Origin of the sequence: Streptomyces sp. NPDC007205 (genome assembly GCF_040634095.1) — a bacterium.
In the GTDB taxonomy this organism is placed as follows: domain Bacteria; phylum Actinomycetota; class Actinomycetes; order Streptomycetales; family Streptomycetaceae; genus Streptomyces.
Map to the genome: position 1 here is coordinate 131,745 of NZ_JBEYEW010000003.1, position 17,956 is coordinate 149,700.

At 70.5% G+C, this 17,956-nt stretch carries 18 protein-coding genes and 1 pseudogene; 10 read left to right on the forward strand and 9 right to left on the reverse strand.

Going from position 1 to position 17,956, the window contains the following annotated elements; all coding sequences use genetic code 11:
- The first annotated feature begins 28 nt into the window (after positions 1-28).
- On the forward strand, positions 29-1,003 hold the full coding sequence (locus ABZ624_RS06985; RefSeq protein ID WP_360083439.1) for a helix-turn-helix domain-containing protein: 975 nt from the start codon (positions 29-31) through the stop codon (positions 1,001-1,003).
- A gap of 71 nt (positions 1,004-1,074) precedes the next feature.
- Positions 1,075-1,563, forward strand: a complete 489-nt coding sequence (locus tag ABZ624_RS06990; protein ID WP_360083441.1) for a glutathione peroxidase — start codon at positions 1,075-1,077, stop codon at positions 1,561-1,563.
- A gap of 205 nt (positions 1,564-1,768) precedes the next feature.
- Here ABZ624_RS06990 and ABZ624_RS06995 read toward each other — a convergent pair whose 3' ends face one another.
- From ABZ624_RS06995 to ABZ624_RS07005, 3 genes are all read right to left on the reverse strand, one after another.
- On the reverse strand, positions 1,769-1,963 hold the full coding sequence (locus ABZ624_RS06995; RefSeq protein WP_360083443.1) for a DUF397 domain-containing protein: 195 nt from the start codon (positions 1,961-1,963) through the stop codon (positions 1,769-1,771).
- Between the two features lie 188 nt (positions 1,964-2,151).
- Complete coding sequence (locus tag ABZ624_RS07000; protein ID WP_351239292.1) at positions 2,152-3,009, reverse strand: helix-turn-helix transcriptional regulator; 858 nt, start codon at positions 3,007-3,009, stop codon at positions 2,152-2,154.
- A gap of 250 nt (positions 3,010-3,259) precedes the next feature.
- On the reverse strand, positions 3,260-4,015 hold the full coding sequence (locus ABZ624_RS07005; protein ID WP_360083445.1) for a GPP34 family phosphoprotein: 756 nt from the start codon (positions 4,013-4,015) through the stop codon (positions 3,260-3,262).
- A gap of 181 nt (positions 4,016-4,196) precedes the next feature.
- On the opposite strand from ABZ624_RS07005, the gene ABZ624_RS07010 reads away from it, so the two are divergent.
- The gene (locus ABZ624_RS07010) at positions 4,197-6,677 is read left to right on the forward strand and encodes a D-alanyl-D-alanine carboxypeptidase (RefSeq protein WP_360083447.1); all 2,481 of its coding nucleotides are present in this window, start codon (positions 4,197-4,199) and stop codon (positions 6,675-6,677) included.
- A gap of 234 nt (positions 6,678-6,911) precedes the next feature.
- Positions 6,912-8,822, forward strand: a complete 1,911-nt coding sequence (locus ABZ624_RS07015; protein ID WP_360083449.1) for an MFS transporter — start codon at positions 6,912-6,914, stop codon at positions 8,820-8,822.
- A gap of 20 nt (positions 8,823-8,842) precedes the next feature.
- On the opposite strand, the gene ABZ624_RS07020 is transcribed toward ABZ624_RS07015, so the two are convergent.
- Complete coding sequence (locus ABZ624_RS07020; RefSeq protein WP_360083451.1) at positions 8,843-9,682, reverse strand: hypothetical protein; 840 nt, start codon at positions 9,680-9,682, stop codon at positions 8,843-8,845.
- A gap of 74 nt (positions 9,683-9,756) precedes the next feature.
- Here ABZ624_RS07020 and ABZ624_RS07025 point away from each other — a divergent pair, with 74 nt between their 5' ends.
- The 3 genes from ABZ624_RS07025 (at position 9,757) to ABZ624_RS07035 (ending at position 12,841) form a co-directional block, all read left to right on the forward strand.
- Complete coding sequence (locus ABZ624_RS07025; protein ID WP_360083453.1) at positions 9,757-10,545, forward strand: SDR family oxidoreductase; 789 nt, start codon at positions 9,757-9,759, stop codon at positions 10,543-10,545.
- A gap of 125 nt (positions 10,546-10,670) precedes the next feature.
- A complete protein-coding gene (locus tag ABZ624_RS07030; protein ID WP_360083455.1) occupies positions 10,671-12,242 on the forward strand; it encodes a sodium:solute symporter family protein in 1,572 nt (523 codons plus the stop codon).
- Positions 12,243-12,280: 38 nt separating this feature from the next.
- Positions 12,281-12,841: a hypothetical protein gene (locus tag ABZ624_RS07035; protein WP_360083457.1), complete on the forward strand. Its 561-nt coding sequence runs from the start codon at positions 12,281-12,283 to the stop codon at positions 12,839-12,841.
- Between the two features lie 45 nt (positions 12,842-12,886).
- Here the strand turns inward: ABZ624_RS07035 and ABZ624_RS07040 are convergent, their stop codons facing one another.
- Positions 12,887-14,002, reverse strand: coding sequence for an ADP-ribosylglycohydrolase family protein (locus ABZ624_RS07040; RefSeq protein ID WP_360083459.1), 1,116 nt, complete (start codon positions 14,000-14,002; stop codon positions 12,887-12,889).
- 95 nt (positions 14,003-14,097) lie between these two features.
- Positions 14,098-14,844 (reverse strand): TetR/AcrR family transcriptional regulator, encoded by a 747-nt coding sequence (locus ABZ624_RS07045; RefSeq protein ID WP_360083461.1) that lies wholly within the window; start codon positions 14,842-14,844, stop codon positions 14,098-14,100.
- A gap of 111 nt (positions 14,845-14,955) precedes the next feature.
- Between ABZ624_RS07045 and ABZ624_RS07050 the strand changes: the two genes are divergently transcribed.
- On the forward strand, positions 14,956-15,978 hold the full coding sequence (locus ABZ624_RS07050; RefSeq protein WP_360083463.1) for an alpha/beta hydrolase: 1,023 nt from the start codon (positions 14,956-14,958) through the stop codon (positions 15,976-15,978).
- Positions 15,979-15,999: 21 nt separating this feature from the next.
- On the opposite strand, the gene ABZ624_RS07055 is transcribed toward ABZ624_RS07050, so the two are convergent.
- Positions 16,000-16,182, reverse strand: a complete 183-nt coding sequence (locus ABZ624_RS07055) for a hypothetical protein (protein ID WP_360083465.1) — start codon at positions 16,180-16,182, stop codon at positions 16,000-16,002.
- Between the two features lie 76 nt (positions 16,183-16,258).
- Positions 16,259-16,625: pseudogene (locus ABZ624_RS07060) on the reverse strand (hypothetical protein).
- Here ABZ624_RS07060 and ABZ624_RS07065 point away from each other — a divergent pair.
- Both ABZ624_RS07065 and ABZ624_RS07070 read left to right on the forward strand, forming a co-directional pair.
- The gene (locus ABZ624_RS07065) at positions 16,537-16,767 is read left to right on the forward strand and encodes a hypothetical protein (RefSeq protein ID WP_360084081.1); all 231 of its coding nucleotides are present in this window, start codon (positions 16,537-16,539) and stop codon (positions 16,765-16,767) included. The pseudogene ABZ624_RS07060 and the gene ABZ624_RS07065 sit on opposite strands and share 89 nt — an antisense overlap.
- Before the next feature lie 72 nt (positions 16,768-16,839).
- Positions 16,840-17,346 carry a DUF2165 domain-containing protein gene (locus ABZ624_RS07070; RefSeq protein ID WP_360083467.1) on the forward strand — a complete coding sequence of 169 codons (507 nt, stop codon included), beginning with the start codon at positions 16,840-16,842 and terminating at the stop codon, positions 17,344-17,346.
- On the opposite strand, the gene ABZ624_RS07075 is transcribed toward ABZ624_RS07070, so the two are convergent.
- On the reverse strand, positions 17,339-17,902 hold the full coding sequence (locus tag ABZ624_RS07075; protein ID WP_360083469.1) for a hypothetical protein: 564 nt from the start codon (positions 17,900-17,902) through the stop codon (positions 17,339-17,341). The two genes, ABZ624_RS07070 and ABZ624_RS07075, sit on opposite strands and share 8 nt — an antisense overlap.
- Positions 17,903-17,956 lie beyond the last annotated feature (54 nt).

A 17,956-nucleotide genomic window follows, 5' to 3' on the forward strand; every position in this document is an offset into this window, starting at 1 on the left:
GGCCGTACGACCGCAAGGGGGTGCCCAGGTGGGCTGGTGGCGGCTCAACGCGGACACGCTCGCCCGCAGCCGGTTCGTCATCTCGCCGCTCGCCGAGACCTTCGCCTGCCTGAAGCTGCTGCACGCGGGGGACGCCGCGCATCCCGGTGAGCAGCGGTGGCTGCGTTCCCACCTCCCCGCCTACCGGGCGCGCCTGCGGGCCGACCCGGTGACGGCACGGCTGGTACGGGCGGGTCTCGGCCGGAACTGGATCGCCGACTTCCTGACGCCCGCGCCCCGCGACGGCGAGCGGTTCCCCGACGAGGTGGCCCGCGTGCGCGCGACCCCGCCCGACGCGGCCCGCGCCCATCTGCGCACCGCGCTCGCCGGCCCGCTCCCCGCCGAACTGGACCGCGACGACCTGCCCGAGCGGGCGGCCGTACTCCTGGAGTGGGTGTGGGAGGAGACCGTACGGCCGTCCTGGGAGCGGCGCCGCCGGGTGCTGGAGGCGGACGTGGTCGCCCGGACCGCGCAGGTGAGCCGGGGCGGCTGGGTGAGCGTGCTCGACGCCCTGCGCCCCGGACGCACCCGGTGGCTCGGCGAGAACCGCCTCCAGATCAACCTCCACGCGTACCCGCCCCGCGAGATCTCCGGCGCCGAACTGCTCTTCGTGCCGGTGACCGTCCAGCGGGCGGGCTGGGTGGCCTGGGAGGACGGGGTGCGCTACGCGGCGATCTACCCCTGCGCAGGCGCCCTCGCCGACACCGGCTCCGGCACCGTCCCGTCAGCCCTGTCCGCGCTCCTCGGCACCTCCCGCGCCGAGGTCCTGCTCCTCCTCGCCGCCCCCATGAGCACCACCCACCTGACCGCGGTGACCGGCCAGACCCTGGGCTCGGTGGGCCGCCATCTGAAGGTGCTGCGGGAGGCGGGCCTGGTGGAGAGGCGCAGAGCAGGCCGCTCGGTCCTGTACACGAGGACAGCGGCAGGTGACGTCTTGATGGAGGCGGCAGGACAGCGCCGGTAAGGGGAGCGAGCAACCGCAGCGGACCCGCAGCCGAACGACGGCCCGCCCCGCGGAGCGCCTAGCATCCAGGCATGACCAACGTGCTGAACGTAGAAATCAACGCCCTCACCGGCGGCCCCGCCGACCTCTCCCAGTACCAGGGCAAGGCCGTCCTGATCGTGAACGTCGCCTCCAAGTGCGGCCTCACCCCGCAGTACACGGGACTGGAGAAGCTGCAGGAACGCTACGCCGCACGCGGCTTCACCGTGCTCGGCGTGCCCTGCAACCAGTTCCTCGGGCAGGAGCCCGGCACCGCCGAGGAGATCGCCGAGTTCTGCTCGGCGACGTACGGCGTGACCTTCCCGCTCACCGAGAAGGTCGAGGTGAACGGCGACGGGAGGCACCCGCTGTACGAGCAGCTGGCCGGCTTCGCGGACGCGGAGGGGCACAGCGGCGACATCTGCTGGAACTTCGAGAAGTTCCTGATCGGCCGGGACGGCCAGGTCGTCGCCCGCTTCTCGCCGCAGACCGAGCCGGAGGCGGACGCGGTTGTGACGGCCATCGAGGCCCAGCTCGGCTGAGCCCGGCTCGGCCTTGCCCCCGGGGCAGGGCCGGACGTCCCTGTCACCGGGCGGCGAGGATCCGCCCGGTGGCATCGGCGCGTTGGCCGGGCGCGACCGAGCCCCCTCGGCAAGGACGGCGACTGGTCGAGAGGGCTCTTCTGGTGGTGCTTGTGAAGTTGTCTTCCTCGGGGAGGCTTTACGGACGAAGGTCAGGGAGTGCCCCCTAGGCCTTGACCGAGGCCACGAAGGCGTTCCACGCGTCAGCGGGGAAGGCCAGGATCGGGCCTTCGAGGGCCTTGGAGTCACGGACGGCGAGCTCGGCGGCGTCGGTGGGCGACTTGACCTCGACGCAGGCGCCGTTGCCCGCGGAATAGGAGGACTTCATCCACGTCTCCGAAGCGCCCTGAATCAGTGCCATGTCCACTCCTGTTGCGAGTTGCGATAGTGCGGTTCACGCCAACCGTGTCGTCTGATTGGCGTGATCGACGCTACCGGGCAACTGCCACTGCTGGAGTAGTCGTTCACTCAACCGGATGGCATATTCCAGGGGGCCTTCCGCTGAAGCCGACCGACGGTGTACGATCCGGCGCCCTCCGCGACAGCGGCTCATTCGGCGTACTGCTTGGCCACCTTCGCAATGTACTGCCGGGATTGCTCCACATTGAGGGACTGCGCCCGCAGATGTTCGTACATCACCGCGTACCTCTGCACGTCCTGGGCCTTCTCCAGGTACAGGTCGCTGGTGACGCCCTCCAGGTACACCACGCTGGAGTCGGCCGCGTCGGTGAACTCCAGGATCGCGTACTGGCCGTTGAGCCCCGGATGCGCGCCCACCTCGAACGGCAGCACCTGCACGGTGACGTGCGGCAGCTGGGACATCTCGATCAGATGCTCCAGCTGCTCGCGCATCACCAGCTTGCTGCCGACGACCCGGCGCAACGACGCCTCGTCGAGCACGACCCAGAGCCGGAGCGGGTTGTTCTCGGCGGTGATACGTTCCTGTCGGCGCATCCGCACCTGGACCCGCTTCTCGATCTCGGCGGTCGACGTCTCCGGCAGCGCGCCCTGCACCAGCGCCTCCGCGTAGGCACGCGTCTGCAACAGGCCCGTCACCAGCTGGGGTTCATAGACCCGCAGCGACTCGGCGTCGGTCTCCAGCCCGATGTACACGCTGTAGGGGATGTCCCCGAAGGTGTGCCACCACCCCTGCTGCCGCGAGTCCCGCGCCATCTCCATCAGCGAGTCGACGATCCGCTGGTCCTCGACCTCGTACACTCCGCACAGGTCGCGCACATCGCGCTGACTGATGCTTCTGCGGCCGTTCTCCAGCCGACTGATCTTCGACTGCGACACGAGCAGTCGCTCGGCCACCTCCTCGGCCGTCATGCCTTTGAGCTCGCGGAGCCTGCGCAGCTCCTGGCCCAGCCGGCGCCGCCTGACGGTGGGATTGACATTGGACGCCACGGGACGTGCACCTCCGGCTGCCTGCCTGTTGCTTAACACTTTCCGTATCTGCTGCTGAGCAGACTGCCACCAAGGTGCTTTCTACCGCTGGGAAATGGTGGATATGCGGCGCGTACGCGTCAGTTCGCCATGGCTCGCCACCCGATGGGGGCCGGGAAGCAGTCGAGCGGGGCGGTGAGACCGCGAGGATCTCACCGCCCCGCTCGGACCAGCGGCTCCCGAACCGGGCCTGGGGGACGGGGGTTACGGCTCAGTGGGCCACGGCGCGTGCCATGGATCCACGGTGCGGCTGCATCGGAACCCCGCGTGCGGGTTCCACCGCGGGCCTGGCACCGGCCGCGCCCTGCCGACCGGTGGCGGCCGGTCCACGGCGCGGCTGCGCGGCAGCGCCGTTCTGTACGTCCATCACGGCATGCGCGACAAGACCCCCCATGGGGTCGTGCCGGATCAGATCCCGCAACCGGGAACGCGAGGACCTGCCCTCGTTCCCCGGATACAGATGCTTGCCGAGGCCGACGGCGTGCGCCAGGGCGGCGAGCGCCGCGGTCCGCGGGTCCGGCGGAACGCCGGTGCGGATCGCGGAGTCCAGCCGGGCTCGGATCTCCCGGCTGATCTCGTTGTCCGTCGCCTGATAGCGAGTCGTCGGCAGTACCCCGCACATCTGACCGGCCACGGCGTGCACCATGCCGCACCGCTCCAGATGCGAGAGGTAGGTCTGACGGAGCCCCAGCCGAGGCCCGCCGATCCAGTGAACAGCCCGCACGGGAGCGCCACGCCGTCGCAGCAACTCCAACGCGCAGTCCAAAGTCGGATCTCCAGTCGGCCGTGGCACCACCACGGCGATACGATCCCCGTCTGGGGCTATCCGTCCGGCCAGCGCCAGCTCCACTAGCTGTGCACCGGCCAGACCGAGGTCGAGCGACTGCGGCTGCGCAGTGGTACCCGTGGCCGGGTCCAGTGCGAGCAACAGAAGCTCCTCCGGAAGTGTTCTGCGGCTCCTGCCCATCCATGCCTCCCCGCGTGGATGAATGACAGGGTGACCCCTCTCACATTGGTCTGTCGAGGGTGCGTGACCGGTTCGTGAGGGAACCGGCAGGTATGTCGTTCTCGTCTACCGCAGGGGCCAAGCCCTCACACAGGACACTGGTACATGGTTCGGACAGGGCGCGCGCGTGGGCGTGCGGCGCATGGAGGAGGCATCGGTGGCGGGCGAGTCCCCCGACAGGTCGAAGCAGCGTCAGTCGTCGGCAGAACCGACGTCGGGGAGCGCGGGTCCGGTTCCCGAGGCCCGCGATCCGCGCCTCGCGGTCTCCCGCGAGAAGGATTCCTCTTCCGGCGGCGTGGACACCGCGACGAAGATCCTGTCGATACGCGAAACCCCCGAGGAGGACACCGCCCTCCGCGAAGCGGTCTCGGCATGGGTACGCGGGGCGGACACCCCCGAGAACGACGCGACGGCCGATCAGAACCGGGCCGGTAACGACACCGAGAAGGCCGACGCAGAAGCGAACGTGAAGGCAAAGGCGGAGAAGAAGCCGGACACGGACGACGAGAAGGCCGCCGCGGAAGCGAAGGCAGAACCGGACTCCGCGGCCGACACGGACGGCAACGCAGAGACTGACGCGAAGACCGGGACGGAGAAGGCCCGGACGACGAAGGCCGGGACGACGAAGGCTGAGACGACGAAGGCTGAGACGACGAAGGCCGAGACCACCGAAGGCGAAGCCGACGCAAAGGCGGAGGCCGGCAGCGTCGAAGCCGACGCGAAAGCAGAGACCGGCGAAGGCGAAGCCAACGCGAAGGCAGAGACCGGCGAAGGCGAAGCCGACGCTAAGGCGGAGGCCGGCAGCGTCGAAGCCGACGCTAAGGCCGAGGCCGGGACCGCCGAAGGCGAAGCCGACACGAAGGCGGAGGCCGGCGGCGCCGAAGCCGAGGCTGAGGCGGGCGGCGGCGAAGCCGAGGCGGAGGGGGACGAGGGCGGGCCCGAGGACGCCGACGGCGAGGACGCCCCGGAGGGGCCACCCGCGGCCGACGACGAGACCCGCACGGGTGGTGCGGGTGGGAACGACACCGACGCCGAAGGCGAAGCCGAGGCGGAGGGCACCCACGCCGCCAAAGCCCCGCACGCAGCCGTCGATCAGCCCACCACCGTCTTCAAGGCGATACCGCCCAAGCCGGCCCCGCAGGTCGACCAGCCGACGACCATGCTCAAGCTCGGCAGCAAGCCGGACACCCCCAGGACCCCCGAGTCCGACCCCGAGCGCACCAGCACGTTCGTCGCGCTCAAGAACGACATGGCACCGGCGGCCAAGCCCGCCGCCAAGCCGGACGTCACCACCCCCGTCCCCCAGGTCGGCCCCGAGCGCACCACCCAGCAGCCCCTGCCCCCGAAGCCCCCGCTGGACCTCCTGGCGGAGCTGACGAACACTCCGCCGCCCCCGGAGACCCCGGTCCGCACGATCGTGCGCCGGGTGAAGATCTGGACCCCCCTGGTCCTGCTCCTGGCGGTCGTCTTCGCGGTCGTACAGACCCTCCGCCCGCTGCCGTCCCCCGCCCTCGCGCTCACCGCCAGGGACAGCTACACCTTCGACGGCACGACCAGCCTGCCCTGGCCGAGCGAGGGACAGGGCTGGATGGACGGCGACGGCATCGGCACGATGGGCCACTTCGGCAAGCAGACGCCCGTGGCCATCGGCTCGGTCGCCAAGACGATGACCTCGTACATCATCCTCCGGGACCATCCGCTGAAGGCGGGCCAGGAGGGCCCGAGGATCAAGGTGGACCCGCAGGCGGAGAAGGAGGGCGGCTACGACAAGAGCGGCGGCGAGTCCACACTCAACACCGTCAAGGCCGGCGACCACCTCACCGAGAAGCAGGCCCTGTCGGCCGTCATGATCCCCTCCGCGAACAACATCGCCCGGCTGCTGGCGCGCTGGGACGCGGGCTCGGAGGCGGCGTTCGTGAAGAAGATGAACGCCGCCGCCAAGGAGCTGGGGATGACCAGCACGAAGTACACCGACCCCTCGGGGCTGACGCCGTCCACCGTCTCCACGGCCGAGGACCAGGTGAAGCTGGGCCGTGCGGTCACCAAGATCCCGGCTCTGGTCGCCATCACCAGCGCGGCCAGCTGGACCGACCCCACCGGCCACTTCTGGAACAACGTCAACGAGCTGCCGTTCCGCATCGGCGCGATCGGCATCAAGACCGGCAGCACCACCGCAGCGGGCGGCAACCTGCTCTTCGCCTCCCGCAAGCAGGTCGGCGGCCAGACGGTGACGATCGTCGGCGCGATCCTCGGCCAGCACCGGGGGACGTCGATCCTCCGAACGGTCAACGACGTCAGCAAGACCGCGCTGCTCGCCGCCCAGAACGCGCTGACCTCGGTGAAGATCCTGAAGAAGGGCGACGTGGTCGGCTATGTGGACGACCAGCTCGGCGGCCAGACCCCGGTCGTGCTCACCAAGGACGTCCCGGCCGTCGGCTGGGCGGGCCTGAAGGTGAAGCTGTCCTTCACTTCCGGCAAGGTGCCGCACACCGCGAAGGCCGGCACCCGGGTGGGCGCACTCACCGTGGGTGACGGTTCGGCCGGCTCCGTCAAGGTCCCGGTGGCCCTGCAGAAGGACCTGGCTCAGCCCGGCTTCGGCGCCAAGCTGACCCGCCTGGGCTGATCGCACCACGCCCTGCCCCCCCGTGCAGCCCGCCGCGGAGCCCCCACCCGGGAGCCCCGCGGCGGGCTGCGTGCTAGCGTCACGAATCGGGGCAGCTCGCCGGTCACGGGACACGACCGCGAACTGAACGGAACGCGGCCGGGAACACCAGGGGACCCGGCCGGGAACAGAAGCGGCCGGAAGACCACGGACCACGGCCGAGAACAAAAGACGGGACACGGGGAGTGCCTTCAGGTGGCCACAGCGGAGCCGACACGCGCCGACGACGCCGATCCGGGCTCGGGATCCGGCCCGCGAATACGCCTGTCCACAGCTGACCGGGAGCGTCGCACCGACCGCCCGGACGGTCGCCCCGGCCTGCCCGGCGGTCGCGCCGCCCGCCCGGACGGCGCCACGGAGCGTGATCGTCACGGCATCGGCCGGCGCCGGCTCGCGGGCCTCCTCACCGCCGCCGAACCCCTCCGGCAGCGGATGCTCCGCCACCCCGTGCTGTCCATGACGGCCCTCGCGGGGGTCCTGCACATCGTCTGGTTCTTCACCTTCGCGAACAGCGGCGGTGATCTCGCGGCCCAGGACGCCTGGGCGGAGTTCGTCGGCCGGCACCCGGACTCGGCGTACAACCTCGCCTGGTACGGCGGCATGCACCCGGTGTCGTACAGCGTGGTGTCGCCGTATCTGATGGCCGTCCTCGGCGTCCGTACGACGATGATGATCGCCGGGACCGTCTCGGCGGGCCTGCTGACCCTGGTCATGATCCGCAGCCGGGCGGTGAAGAACCCGCTGTGGGCCTCGCTCGCCGGGATCTTCGCGCTGCTGTGCAACGCGATCTCGGGCCGGGTGACCTTCGCTCTCGGCACGATGTTCGCGCTCGGCGCCGTCGCGGCCGTCTTCTGCTGGCCGTACCGGTGGCGGCACAAACGCTGGGCGAAGGCGGTGGCGGCCGCCCCCCTGGCCGGTCTCTCCACCATGTCCTCGCCCGTCTCGGGGCTGTTCGTGGGCCTGGTCGCGGTCGCCCTGTTCCTGCAGAAGCGGCGGCCGGGCGCCTGGGCGCTGGGGCTCGCCCCGACAGCGGTGGTCGCCGCCTCCTACTTCCTCTTCCCGTTCTCGGGTACCCAGCCGATGACCATAGGGTCGGTGATACTGCCCCTGCTCTACGGCCTGCTGTGCCTGTTCCTGGTGCCGAAGGAGTGGGTGACCGTCCGGCTGACCGCCGCCGTCTACAGCGTCGGCGTGCTCCTGGTGTGGCTGATCAACTCGCAGATCGGGTCGAACATCTCGCGGCTGCCGATGCTGTTCGCGGGGGCGACGCTCATCGCCGCGCTGCCGTTCACGGTGCGCCGGTCGCGCAGGTGGTACGCGACCGTGCTGGCGCTCCTCGGCTTCCTCGGCTGGATCGGCTTCAAGACGGTCGACGACATCATGCACACGACCCCGGCCGCGTCCTGGGCCCGGGAGCTCGCCCCCCTCGTCCACCAGCTGCAGAAGGCCGGCGCCGAGAAGGGCCGCGTCGAGGTCGTGCCGGCCCGTTCGCACCGGGAGGCGTCCGCGCTCGCGCCGTATGTCAACCTGGCGCGCGGCTGGAACCGGCAGGCCGACATGGAGCGCAACCCGCTCTTCTACGACGACACCCTGAACTCGGCGAACTACCACGAGTGGCTGCAGCGCTGGGCCGTCCACTTCGTGGTGCTGCCCAAGGACGACCCGGACGGCGACGGCGGCGAGCGTGAGGTGGAACTGCTCCGGCGCGGGATGCCGTATCTGAAGCAGGTCTGGGGCGACGCCAACTGGCAGCTGTTCCAGGTGACCGATCCGACGCCGCTCGCCGAGCCCGACGCGGTGGTGGACCGCGCCGGGCAGGGCGAGATGACGCTTCAGGTGCGCAAGGCCGGGCGGATCCTGATCAGGATCCCGTACTCGCCGTGGCTGAGCGTCGTCGACGAGCACGGCAAGAGCCTGAAGGCGCCGCAGGAGACGAAGGCGAAGACGTACGTCAACGTCAACGGGTGCCTGATGGAGACGCCGGAGGACGCCAAGGGCGACAAGTGGACGATGCTGCTGGCGCCGAAACCCGGTACCTACCGGCTGGCGGCGCCGTACCAGCTGCCCCGGGGCACGCCCTGCCCGGACGCGCTGAAGACGCCCTGAGCCCCGGCACGGCCTGAACCTCAGCGGAGCCGGTCCACATAGGTGTCCGTGCCCGGGATCGTCGGGATGAACGGCGCCACCAGCTCCACCCTGCCCAGCCCCGAGTCGGACACGTCCGCGGCCGGCCCGGTGAAGTGCTCCGTCCAGCACTCCCTCGGGTCGGCCTCCAGGAACCACAGCAGGGTCAGCCGGGTGTCCACGCCCTCGACCTGCCGGACGTAGGTCATGCGGTCGCCGGGCAGCGGGGTGGGCCGGAACACGGTCACCATCGCTGCCGGGGAGCCGGACAGCCGCTTCGGCAGGTGCCGGACGCGCAGCCACTGCAGCAGCTCGGCCCGCTGCCCGGCCGACTCGCTGTCGATCACCTCCAGCACCAGCCCGGCGTAGGGGTGGTCCAGGGCGTGGAAGTCCCTGGGGCCCGCCGCGCCGTCCCGGTACACCGTCGTCTCGTGGTCCTGGAAGGCCGTGAAGACGTGGGTACGGTCGTGGTACACCCGGGCGTCTCGGTTGAGGCGCTTGTTGATGCCGACGGTCCACTTCATGTGCTCGTCGTAGCGTCCGCCGGTGATCCAGTAGGTGGAGAGGTAGCAGCCGGTGGTGACGGGCCGGGCGACCGCCGACTTCTCGGGATACCGCAGGAGCTGGAGGTCCCGGGTGGCGACCCAGCGGCGGCCGGCGTACATCCAGGGCATGGCCATCGCGCCGGCGTAGTAGTGGTCGTCCTCGTACCAGCGGTTGTAGGCGTACTCGTGGCCGGGGTGCGGCTCGACCATGGTGATCAGGGCGTGGCCCGGGCGGACGCCGTACGGGCCGACGGCGGCCAGCTCGCCGTACAGCTCGCTGCGGGTGTCCTCGCTCATGCGCTTCCCCTTTCCTGTGGTGCGCCCTACTCTGACGCCCCGTCAGATGAAGTGCCATACCGCGGGAGGCATCGATGTCCCTGCTCACAGGCAAGACCGTGGTCGTCTCGGGGGTCGGCGCCGGGCTCGGCCATCAGGTCGCCGCGGCCGTCGTGCGGGACGGCGGGAACGCGGTGCTCGGGGCGCGCACCGAGGCGAACCTCGCCAAGAGCGCGGCCGAGATCGACCCGGACGGCACGCGTACGGCGTACCGGACTGCGGACATCACCGACGAGGCCCAGTGCGCGGCGCTGGCGGAGCTCGCGCGGGCCCGGTTCGGCGGCATCGACGCGGTGGTGCACGTGGCCGCCTGGGACTCCCACTTCGGCGGCCTGGAGGACGCGGACTTCGCGACCTGGCAGTCGGTCATCGACGTGAACCTGCTCGGCACCCTGCGGATGACCCGCGCCTGTCTGCCGGCGCTGAAGGCGGGCGGGGGCGGCTCGGTGGTCTTCGTCGGGACCCAGTCGGCCGTCGCCGCCCCCTCTCAGGTGAAGCAGGCCGCGTACGCCGCCTCGAAGGGGGCGCTGACCGCCGCGATGTACTCACTGGCACGGGAACTCGGACCCCACCGGATCCGGGTCAACACCGTCCTGCCGGGCTGGATGTGGGGGCCGCCGGTGCGGGCCTACGTCACCTTCACCGCGCAGACGGAGGGGGTGCCGGAGGCGGAGGTCCTGGCCCGCCTGACGGAGCGGATGGCCTTGCCGGAGCTGGCGACGGACGGGGATGTGGCGGACGCGGCGGTGTTCCTGTCCTCGGACCGGTCGCGGGCCATCACCGGGCAGTCCCTGCTGGTCAACGCGGGAGAGCTGATGCGCTGAGGCAACTGACGTGCCACACCGGCGTTCATATGTCTGAACGTCAGCCATCAAGTCGAACGATTTTGCAGTGACTTGACCTCACACTTGCTTGTCGCGTTCATGTGACCACACTCACGATCGAGCACATGAACAGTCTCGACTGGGCCGTGCTCATCGGCTACTTCGGTGTGATGGTCGCGATCGGCGTCTGGTCGCACCAGCGCGTGGACAACGTCTCCGACTTCTTCACGGCCGGCGGGAAGATGCCCTGGTGGCTGTCCGGCATCTCGCACCACATGTCGGGCTACAGCGCGGTCATGTTCACCGGGTACGCGGGTATCGCCTACACCTACGGCGTCACCTCCTTCGTCACCTGGTCCTTCCCCATCGCGCTCGGCATCGCCATCGGGTCGAGGCTGTTCGCACCGCGCATCAACCGACTGCGCTCCCGACTCCATGTGGCCTCGCCGCTGGAGTACCTGAAGAACCGTTACAACCTGCCCACGCAGCAGGCGCTCGCCTGGTCCGGCATGCTCCTGAAGATCGTGGACGTGGGCGCGAAGTGGGCGGCCATCGCCACCCTGCTGTCGGTGTTCACAGGCGTGTCCCTGAACCAGGGCATCCTCATCACCGGTGCGATCACGGCCGTGTACTGCACGATCGGCGGCCTGTGGGCGGACGCGCTGACCGAACTCGGCCAGTTCGTCATCCAGTTGCTGGCCGGCGTCTCGATGTTCGCCGCCGTGGTCCTGAAGCTCGACGACCAGCACATCGGCTTCCTCGACGCCTGGAACCAGCCGGCCCTGCACGGCCACGGCAAGCCGCTGGCCGGCCCCTACGGCACGGTCTTCCTCCTCGCCTTCCTCTTCATCAAGCTCTTCGAGTACAACGGCGGCATGCTCAACCAGGCGCAGCGCTACATGGCGACGGGCAGCGCGTACGCGGCCGAGCGCGGCGCCCGTCTGTCGGCGGTCCTGTGGCTGGTCTGGCCGGTCGTCCTCTTCTTCCCCATGTGGATGTCCCCGCTCCTGGTCCACGCCCGGAAGCCGGACGGCTCCGACTCCTACGGCCTGATGACCGAACAGCTCCTGCCGCACGGTCTGCTGGGCCTGGTCGTCGTCGGTTTCTTCTCCCACACGATGGCCATGTGCTCCTCCGACGCGAACGCGATCGCGGCGGTGTTCACGCGCGACGTGGCACCGGTGCTGTCCGCTCGCGCGCGGGCCTGGGGACAGCGGTCGGGACTGATCGCCGCCCGCGTGACGACGGTCGTCTTCCTCGGGCTGTCCATGGCGGTGGCCACACAGGTCGACTCCCCCGCCTTCAAGGACATCATCACCGTCGTCATCAAGTGGGTGGCCGGGCTGATGGGCCCGATCGCGATCCCGATGATGCTGGGCCTGCTCCGCCCGTTCCGCCGCTCCGGCCCCACGGCGGCGCTGACCAGCTGGGCGGCGGGCCTGCTGGCGTTCTGGCTGGTCAACTACCCCGTCAACGGGACCGTCTCCGGCGGAGTCCCGCTCCAGTACCAGGTCTCCGTCCCGCTGGCGGTGTCCCTCGTCCTGTACATCGTCATCGGCTGGGTGAAGCCGGAGGACACACCGGAACGCCTGGCGATCATCGAGAAGGTCAACACCGACGGCGCTGCGATGGCCGCGCTACCGGTGCCGGCGAGTGCCGGGGACGACGTGGTGGGAGCACCCAACCAGTCTGTGTAGCCTGCCCGTTGACATTGATCGGCAGGAACGGGGAACGAATGAGCATCGAAGCGTGGCGGGCGGCATCCCGGCTGGTGGGCCGCCGTACCACCCTGCGCTATCTCACCGTCGGTGTCGGCGCATCGCTGCTGGCGGCGTGCAAGGGGAACGACGAGAACAAGGGGAACGGAGCGTCCCCGGCACCCGGGGTGACCGGAAAGGCGTTCGCGGCGTTCGTCCGTGGCTCATGGAAGGTCACCTCGAAGCCCTCCTCCGGAGCCCCCTTCTCCTACTCCATGGACATCGCCGACGGCACATGGTCGATGAACGGCAGCGGGAAGTCGGTCAAGGGCACCTGGGCGCTCGAGGGCGGGCGACTGGTGATGAGCGTCCCCGAGGACATGGGCGGTGACAGCTCCGGCGGACAGAGCGCCGCCGCCTCCAACGTCCCCGCGTCGGTCGGCACCTACGCGCACCAGGTCCTCCCCTGGCAGCCGCCCGGGACGGCCGGCACCGGTTCCGGTCAGCGGCTGGAGGTGATGTACGCCAACGGGGTCCTGCACATCACGCACGTGGACGAGAACGGCAGCACGACGGAGCACACCTGCACCCGGGCTTAGGCCCTGTCGTCACATCCCCGCCTGCCCGCCGGCGTCCGTGCCCGCTCAGGCCCGTGGATACCGGGCCAGCCACCCCGGCGACGATCCGGCGGGCCCGTGCAGGGCCGGGCCCTGGGTCATCTCCATGGCGAAGTCGTCGGCGAGTTCCAGCACCGTGGGACGGCCCTCCAGTTCCGTCAGCCACCCCGGCGGGAGGGCCGTCTCGCCGTGCAGGGCGCCGAGCAGACCGCCGGTCAGGGCGCCCGCCGCCGCCGACGGCCCGCTCTGGTTCACCGCCAGACACAGCCCGTGCCGCACATCCTCCCCCACCAGCGCGCAGTACACGGACGCCGCCAGCAGCCCGTCCGCCGTACCGTCGCCGGCCAGTTCCTCCACCCGCGTCGGACCGGGAATCCCCTGCCGCACCGCCCCCAGCGCGTGCTGCAGCGCGTCCGAGACGGGCTGGTGGCCCGGCCGGGCGGCGAGCAGGGCCAGGGCCCGCTGCACGGCACCGTCCAGGCTGTCGCCCCGGGCCAGCCCGTGCACGATCACGGCGTACGCGCCCGCCGACAGATAAGCGATCGGATGCCCGTGGCTCTGCGCCGCGCACTCCACCGCCAGCTGTACGACCAGCTGCGGCTCCCAGCCGACCAGCAGCCCGAACGGCGCCGACCGTGCCACCGCCTCCGGGCCCAGCTCACCGGGGTTCTTCGGCGACTCCAGCGTGCCCATGGTCTCGTCGCCGAACCCGAGGAGCAGCGCCCGGGTCGGCTCGCGCCGGGCGTACAGCCACTCCTCGCGCGCGAGCCAGCCGTCGTCCTTGCGCCGCTCGTCGGGCCCCCAGTCCCGCTGGGTGGCCGCCCAGCGCAGGTACGCCCGGTGCAGATCGGTCGGCGGATGCCAGGCGCCGGTGTCCCGCCGTACCTGGGCGCGTATCAGTCCGTCGACGGTGAACAGCGTGAGCTGCGTGTGGTGGGTGACCGTACCGCGCCGCCCCGCTCCGAAGGCCAGGTCGAGCAGCCCCTCGGGGCCGTAGGCGGTCCGGATCTCCTCCAGGGACAGCGGATCGGCGGGACCGCCCAGCGCATCGCCCACGGCGGCCCCGAGCAGGGCGCCGCGCACCCGGCTGCGGAAGTCCTGCTGTTCGGCTCGGCCCCAGACGGCGCCGGATGTCGCACCCACGCAGACCTCCTCAGGGCACCGTCCGTCCGTACGACGCTAGGCACTGTAATCGACGGGGAATGGTCCGTTCACGGGGGCAAATCAGCCTCCATGGGTCATTCCCGCCCAGCTACGAGCGCTTCGACTCCGTCGAGGATCCGGTCGAGCCCGAACTGAAGCGGATCGATGCCGTTCGGTTCGAACGCGCCCTCGGCCACGGCCCTGGTGAGGGCCGGGAAGCGGTCGGCGTGCCGGGCGAGCAGCTCGGCGGAGAGCCGGTTCCACTCGGCGTCCTGCGTCTCGTCGTAGTCGCTCTGCTGCTGGGCGAGATTGCGGACGAGTCCGATCAGGAGCAGGAAGACCTGGTGGCGCCGGGCCCCGTCGAGTCCGGCGGGCTCCAGGGCGGCGAGCGCCGCGTCCAGCCAGCGCAGCTGGCAGGGCCCCATGATCTGGCGGCGCAGCGCGGTGGCGCCGAGGAGCCAGGGGTGAGCCGCGTAGACGCGCGCGCACTGCCGGGTCCACTCCCGTACGGCCGCCCGCCAGTCCCCCTCCGGCACTCCGGCCAGGTCCGGCCCCTCCTCCAGCACGGCCTCCACCATCAGCTCGACGAGCTCGGTCTTGCCGGGGACGTACCGGTACAGCGCCATCGCCGAGACCCCGAACTCGCCGGCGACCTTGCTCATGGATACGGCATCCAGCCCCTCCCGGTCGGCGAGTTCGGCGGCTGCCGTGGCGATGCGCTGCGGGGTGAGCTTCGGCTTGGGCCCCCGGGTGGGCTTCTCCTGCTCGCCCCACAGCAGCGCGAGGGTCGCTCGCGGACCGCCGTTCTCGTCCCGGGGTCGCTCCTTGCTCCGTCCGGCCACTGGGCCCCTCCCATCGACTTCGGCGGAGCCCGTTGACTCCACAGACAACTGTATATACCGTAAACCTCGTCAGCAAACAGCTGATGACATAAACAGTTTAGGGGGAACACCATGCTGCTGACCTACCGCGCCCTCAAGCGCCGCGCTCTCGCCAAGAAACTGGCGATCACCACGCCGAACGGCATCGACGAGTCCTCGTACGTCCGCATCGGCGGCATCGACCAGTGGATCTCCGTCCGCGGCGAGGACCGGACGAACCCCGTGATCCTGGAGATCCACGGCGGCCCCGGCGCCTCCAACCTGATCTTCATCCCGCGCACCCGCGCCTGGGAGCGGCACTTCACGATCGTCCGCTGGGACATGCGCGGCGCCGGCCGGACCTTCGCGGCGGGCGGCCCCGGGGGCCAGGGCGAGCCGACCCTCGACCGTCTCTACCAGGACGCCCTTGAGGTCACCCAGCACATCCGCACCCGCCTGGGCGTGGACAAGGTGGTCCTCCTCGCCAACAGCTTCGGCACGGTGACCGGCCTCCGCCTGGCCCGCAACCACCCCGAGCTGTACGCGGCGTACGTCGGCACCGACCAGAACATCATCGGCGGCGGCCGTGACACCACCGCCTACGAGGCGCTGCTGGCGCGGCTGGAGAAGGCAGGCAAGAAGAAGCAGCTGGCGCAGCTGGTGACGATGGGCCCGGACCGTTCCGCCTGGTCGGCCCACGAGTGGGCGGAGTACGCGAAGACGGTGGTGACGACCGACCCGTTGACCTACGGCACGATGAAGACGGTCGTGATCCGCTCCCTCTGGTTCTCCCCGCTCCACACCCTGCGCGACCTGCGCACCTACCTCAAGGCCCAGACCTTCTCGGAGCCCCTGGGCCCCCAGGCGATGACGGTCGACGAATACGCCGAGGGCACCGCCTTCCGCCTCCCCGTCTTCCTCTTCCAGGGCGACAGCGACGTCCTCACTCCGCCTGAGCCGGCCCGCCGCTTCTACGAGGAGGTCACGGCCCCGGTGAAGGACTTCGCCCTCATCAGCAACGCCAGCCACTTCGCATCGTTCCGCCACCCCGACCAGTTCCTGAACCTCCTGCTGACGAAGGTCCGGCCGGTGGTGACGGGGGAGGCGGTGCGCTGAGGCAGGGACGTCAGTGCGGGGTCAGCCGTACCAGGTGACGTTGCAGACGTAGACGCACTCGTGGCGGGGTACGGCGAGGAAGCTGATGAAACCGCGCCCACCGAGGATGTCGAACTCGCGCAGCCCGCCCTCGCGGTCGGCAGGCCGCCCCACCTTGACGGCGTCGTGGCCCAAGGCCGCCAGCTCGGTCGCGAGTCGCTCCACCTCCGCCACCACCCCCGGTTTGGGAGCCCTCCGGTGACGTACTCGGCGCTCGGGTTGTAGTCCCAAGCCCAGCCCGTCACAGCCCGGCCTCCGCCTCGGCCGTCTCGCGGATCGCGCGGATCTCTGCGATGGCCGTCGTAGGGTCCTGCTCCCCCGCGTCCACGATGCGCTCCAGTTCGTGCAGGCGAGCAGCTCGTTCCGGATGTCGTTCGATGGCGACGAAGACGGCCCAGGTGGGGGTGCCCCCTCTGGGGGAGAACGAAGGCACGCAGCGGCGCAAGGCTCTGGGTCTGCTGGGCGTTGGTCGTGGCTTCGAAGAGGTGCTGCGTCAGCGCCGGAATCCGACTCGGAGCGATGCGCGCGACCGCCGCCCGCAACGCGTCCGGCGTCAGCTCGGGCATGGGGATCAGCGGTCCGTACGGGCCGTCGGTCTGGGCGCTCACGGTGACCTACGGTGCGAGTGGCTCGATCCTCGTACGGTACCGGTGGCCTCGGCGGTACGACGGTGACGCGGCGCTCATGCCACGGCCATGGATGACGTACGGCAGTCGCGGCACCGGCCCGGTCGAGGGGCGCGGTACGTGACGGCGGGCGGTCGCGTGCGTTCTGGCGCAAAGCAGGGGGGAGTTGGCGGTCCCGCCGAGAGAGAATCAAGCCATGACCACCACCCCCACACGCAACACGGGCCTCACTCTGGCCGCCGGCGTCCTGACCGGCATACTCGCCCTCTACATCGCCCTGGTCGCCCTCGGGAACATCACCGACTTCGGCACCAACCAGCAGTTCGTACGGCATGTGCTGGCGATGGACACCACGTTCAAGGATCCCGATCTGATGTGGCGGGCGATCACCAGCACCGGGCTCCAGGACACCGCCTATGTCGCGATCATCGTGTGGGAGACGGTGGCGGCCCTCGTGCTCGTCCGGGGCACGTATCTCTGGGCGCGGCGCGATCACGACCTCGCCCGGCGCGTCTCCACCTACGGGCTGCTGATGCTGCTGCTCCTCTTCGGGGCCGGATTCATCGCGATCGGTGGTGAGTGGTTCGCGATGTGGCAGTCGAAGAGCTGGAACGGGCTGGACGCCGCGACCCGGATCCTCGTGCTCAGCGGGGTCGCGTTGATCGTCAACCAGCTGCCTACCCGGCAGGAGACCGCTAGCTGACCACGGCCACCGTCGTCCCCTTGTCGCCGAAGGCCCACAGGGCGGCGCCGTCCTCCTTGTGCATGCGTATGCCGCCCAGCTTCTGGCCGTCCGCCGGTGGCGGCGAGGCACCGTCGAGGGCGTTGGAGAAGGCTATGTTCACGCCGGACACGACGGTGAAGTACATGATGTGCTCCACCTCCACGCCGTCCGAGCCCTTGTGGGACTGGTTTCGCAGGGTGATCGAGTAACGGCCGGGCTGCGGGCTCACCGAGCCCGGCCACACCGTGAACGTGCGGGTCGCCCTGCCCGTCGCGTCCACCAGCCACACGCGCTTCTCACCCACCGAGTACACGATCCGGCGGCCCGTGCCGGAGGCGTCCGGCACGGCGGGCGTGGCCGGCGCCTTCGGAGTCGTGGACGTGTGGGCGCTCGCCGACGCGGACGCTCTCGGCTTGGCCACGGCGGCCGTGGGATGCGGCCCGTGGTCCGCCTGTACGGCGAGGGCGACGACGGCCGCGGTCGCGCCTGCCGTCAGGCCGGTGACCCAGGCCCACGAGGGCAGTCGGGCAGCCACGGGTACGCATCTCCTCCGCTACGGGGCCCCTCGTCAGGTCGAGGGTCGGATCAT

Bases quoted from the DNA above. Each gene is read 5' to 3' on its own strand.
- ABZ624_RS07070 (WP_360083467.1), top strand. From the start codon at position 16,840: ATGACCACCACCCCCACACGCAACACGGGCCTCACTCTGGCCGCCGGC.
- ABZ624_RS07010 (WP_360083447.1), top strand. From the start codon at position 4,197: ATGGAGGAGGCATCGGTGGCGGGCGAGTCCCCCGACAGGTCGAAGCAG.
- ABZ624_RS07020 (WP_360083451.1), bottom strand. From the start codon at position 9,682: ATGAGCGAGGACACCCGCAGCGAGCTGTACGGCGAGCTGGCCGCCGTC.
- ABZ624_RS07030 (WP_360083455.1), top strand. From the start codon at position 10,671: ATGAACAGTCTCGACTGGGCCGTGCTCATCGGCTACTTCGGTGTGATG.
- ABZ624_RS07025 (WP_360083453.1), top strand. From the start codon at position 9,757: ATGTCCCTGCTCACAGGCAAGACCGTGGTCGTCTCGGGGGTCGGCGCC.
- ABZ624_RS07050 (WP_360083463.1), top strand. From the start codon at position 14,956: ATGCTGCTGACCTACCGCGCCCTCAAGCGCCGCGCTCTCGCCAAGAAA.
- ABZ624_RS07005 (WP_360083445.1), bottom strand. From the start codon at position 4,015: ATGGGCAGGAGCCGCAGAACACTTCCGGAGGAGCTTCTGTTGCTCGCA.
- ABZ624_RS07065 (WP_360084081.1), top strand. From the start codon at position 16,537: ATGCGCGCGACCGCCGCCCGCAACGCGTCCGGCGTCAGCTCGGGCATG.
- ABZ624_RS07035 (WP_360083457.1), top strand. From the start codon at position 12,281: ATGAGCATCGAAGCGTGGCGGGCGGCATCCCGGCTGGTGGGCCGCCGT.
- ABZ624_RS06990 (WP_360083441.1), top strand. From the start codon at position 1,075: ATGACCAACGTGCTGAACGTAGAAATCAACGCCCTCACCGGCGGCCCC.
- ABZ624_RS06995 (WP_360083443.1), bottom strand. From the start codon at position 1,963: ATGGCACTGATTCAGGGCGCTTCGGAGACGTGGATGAAGTCCTCCTAT.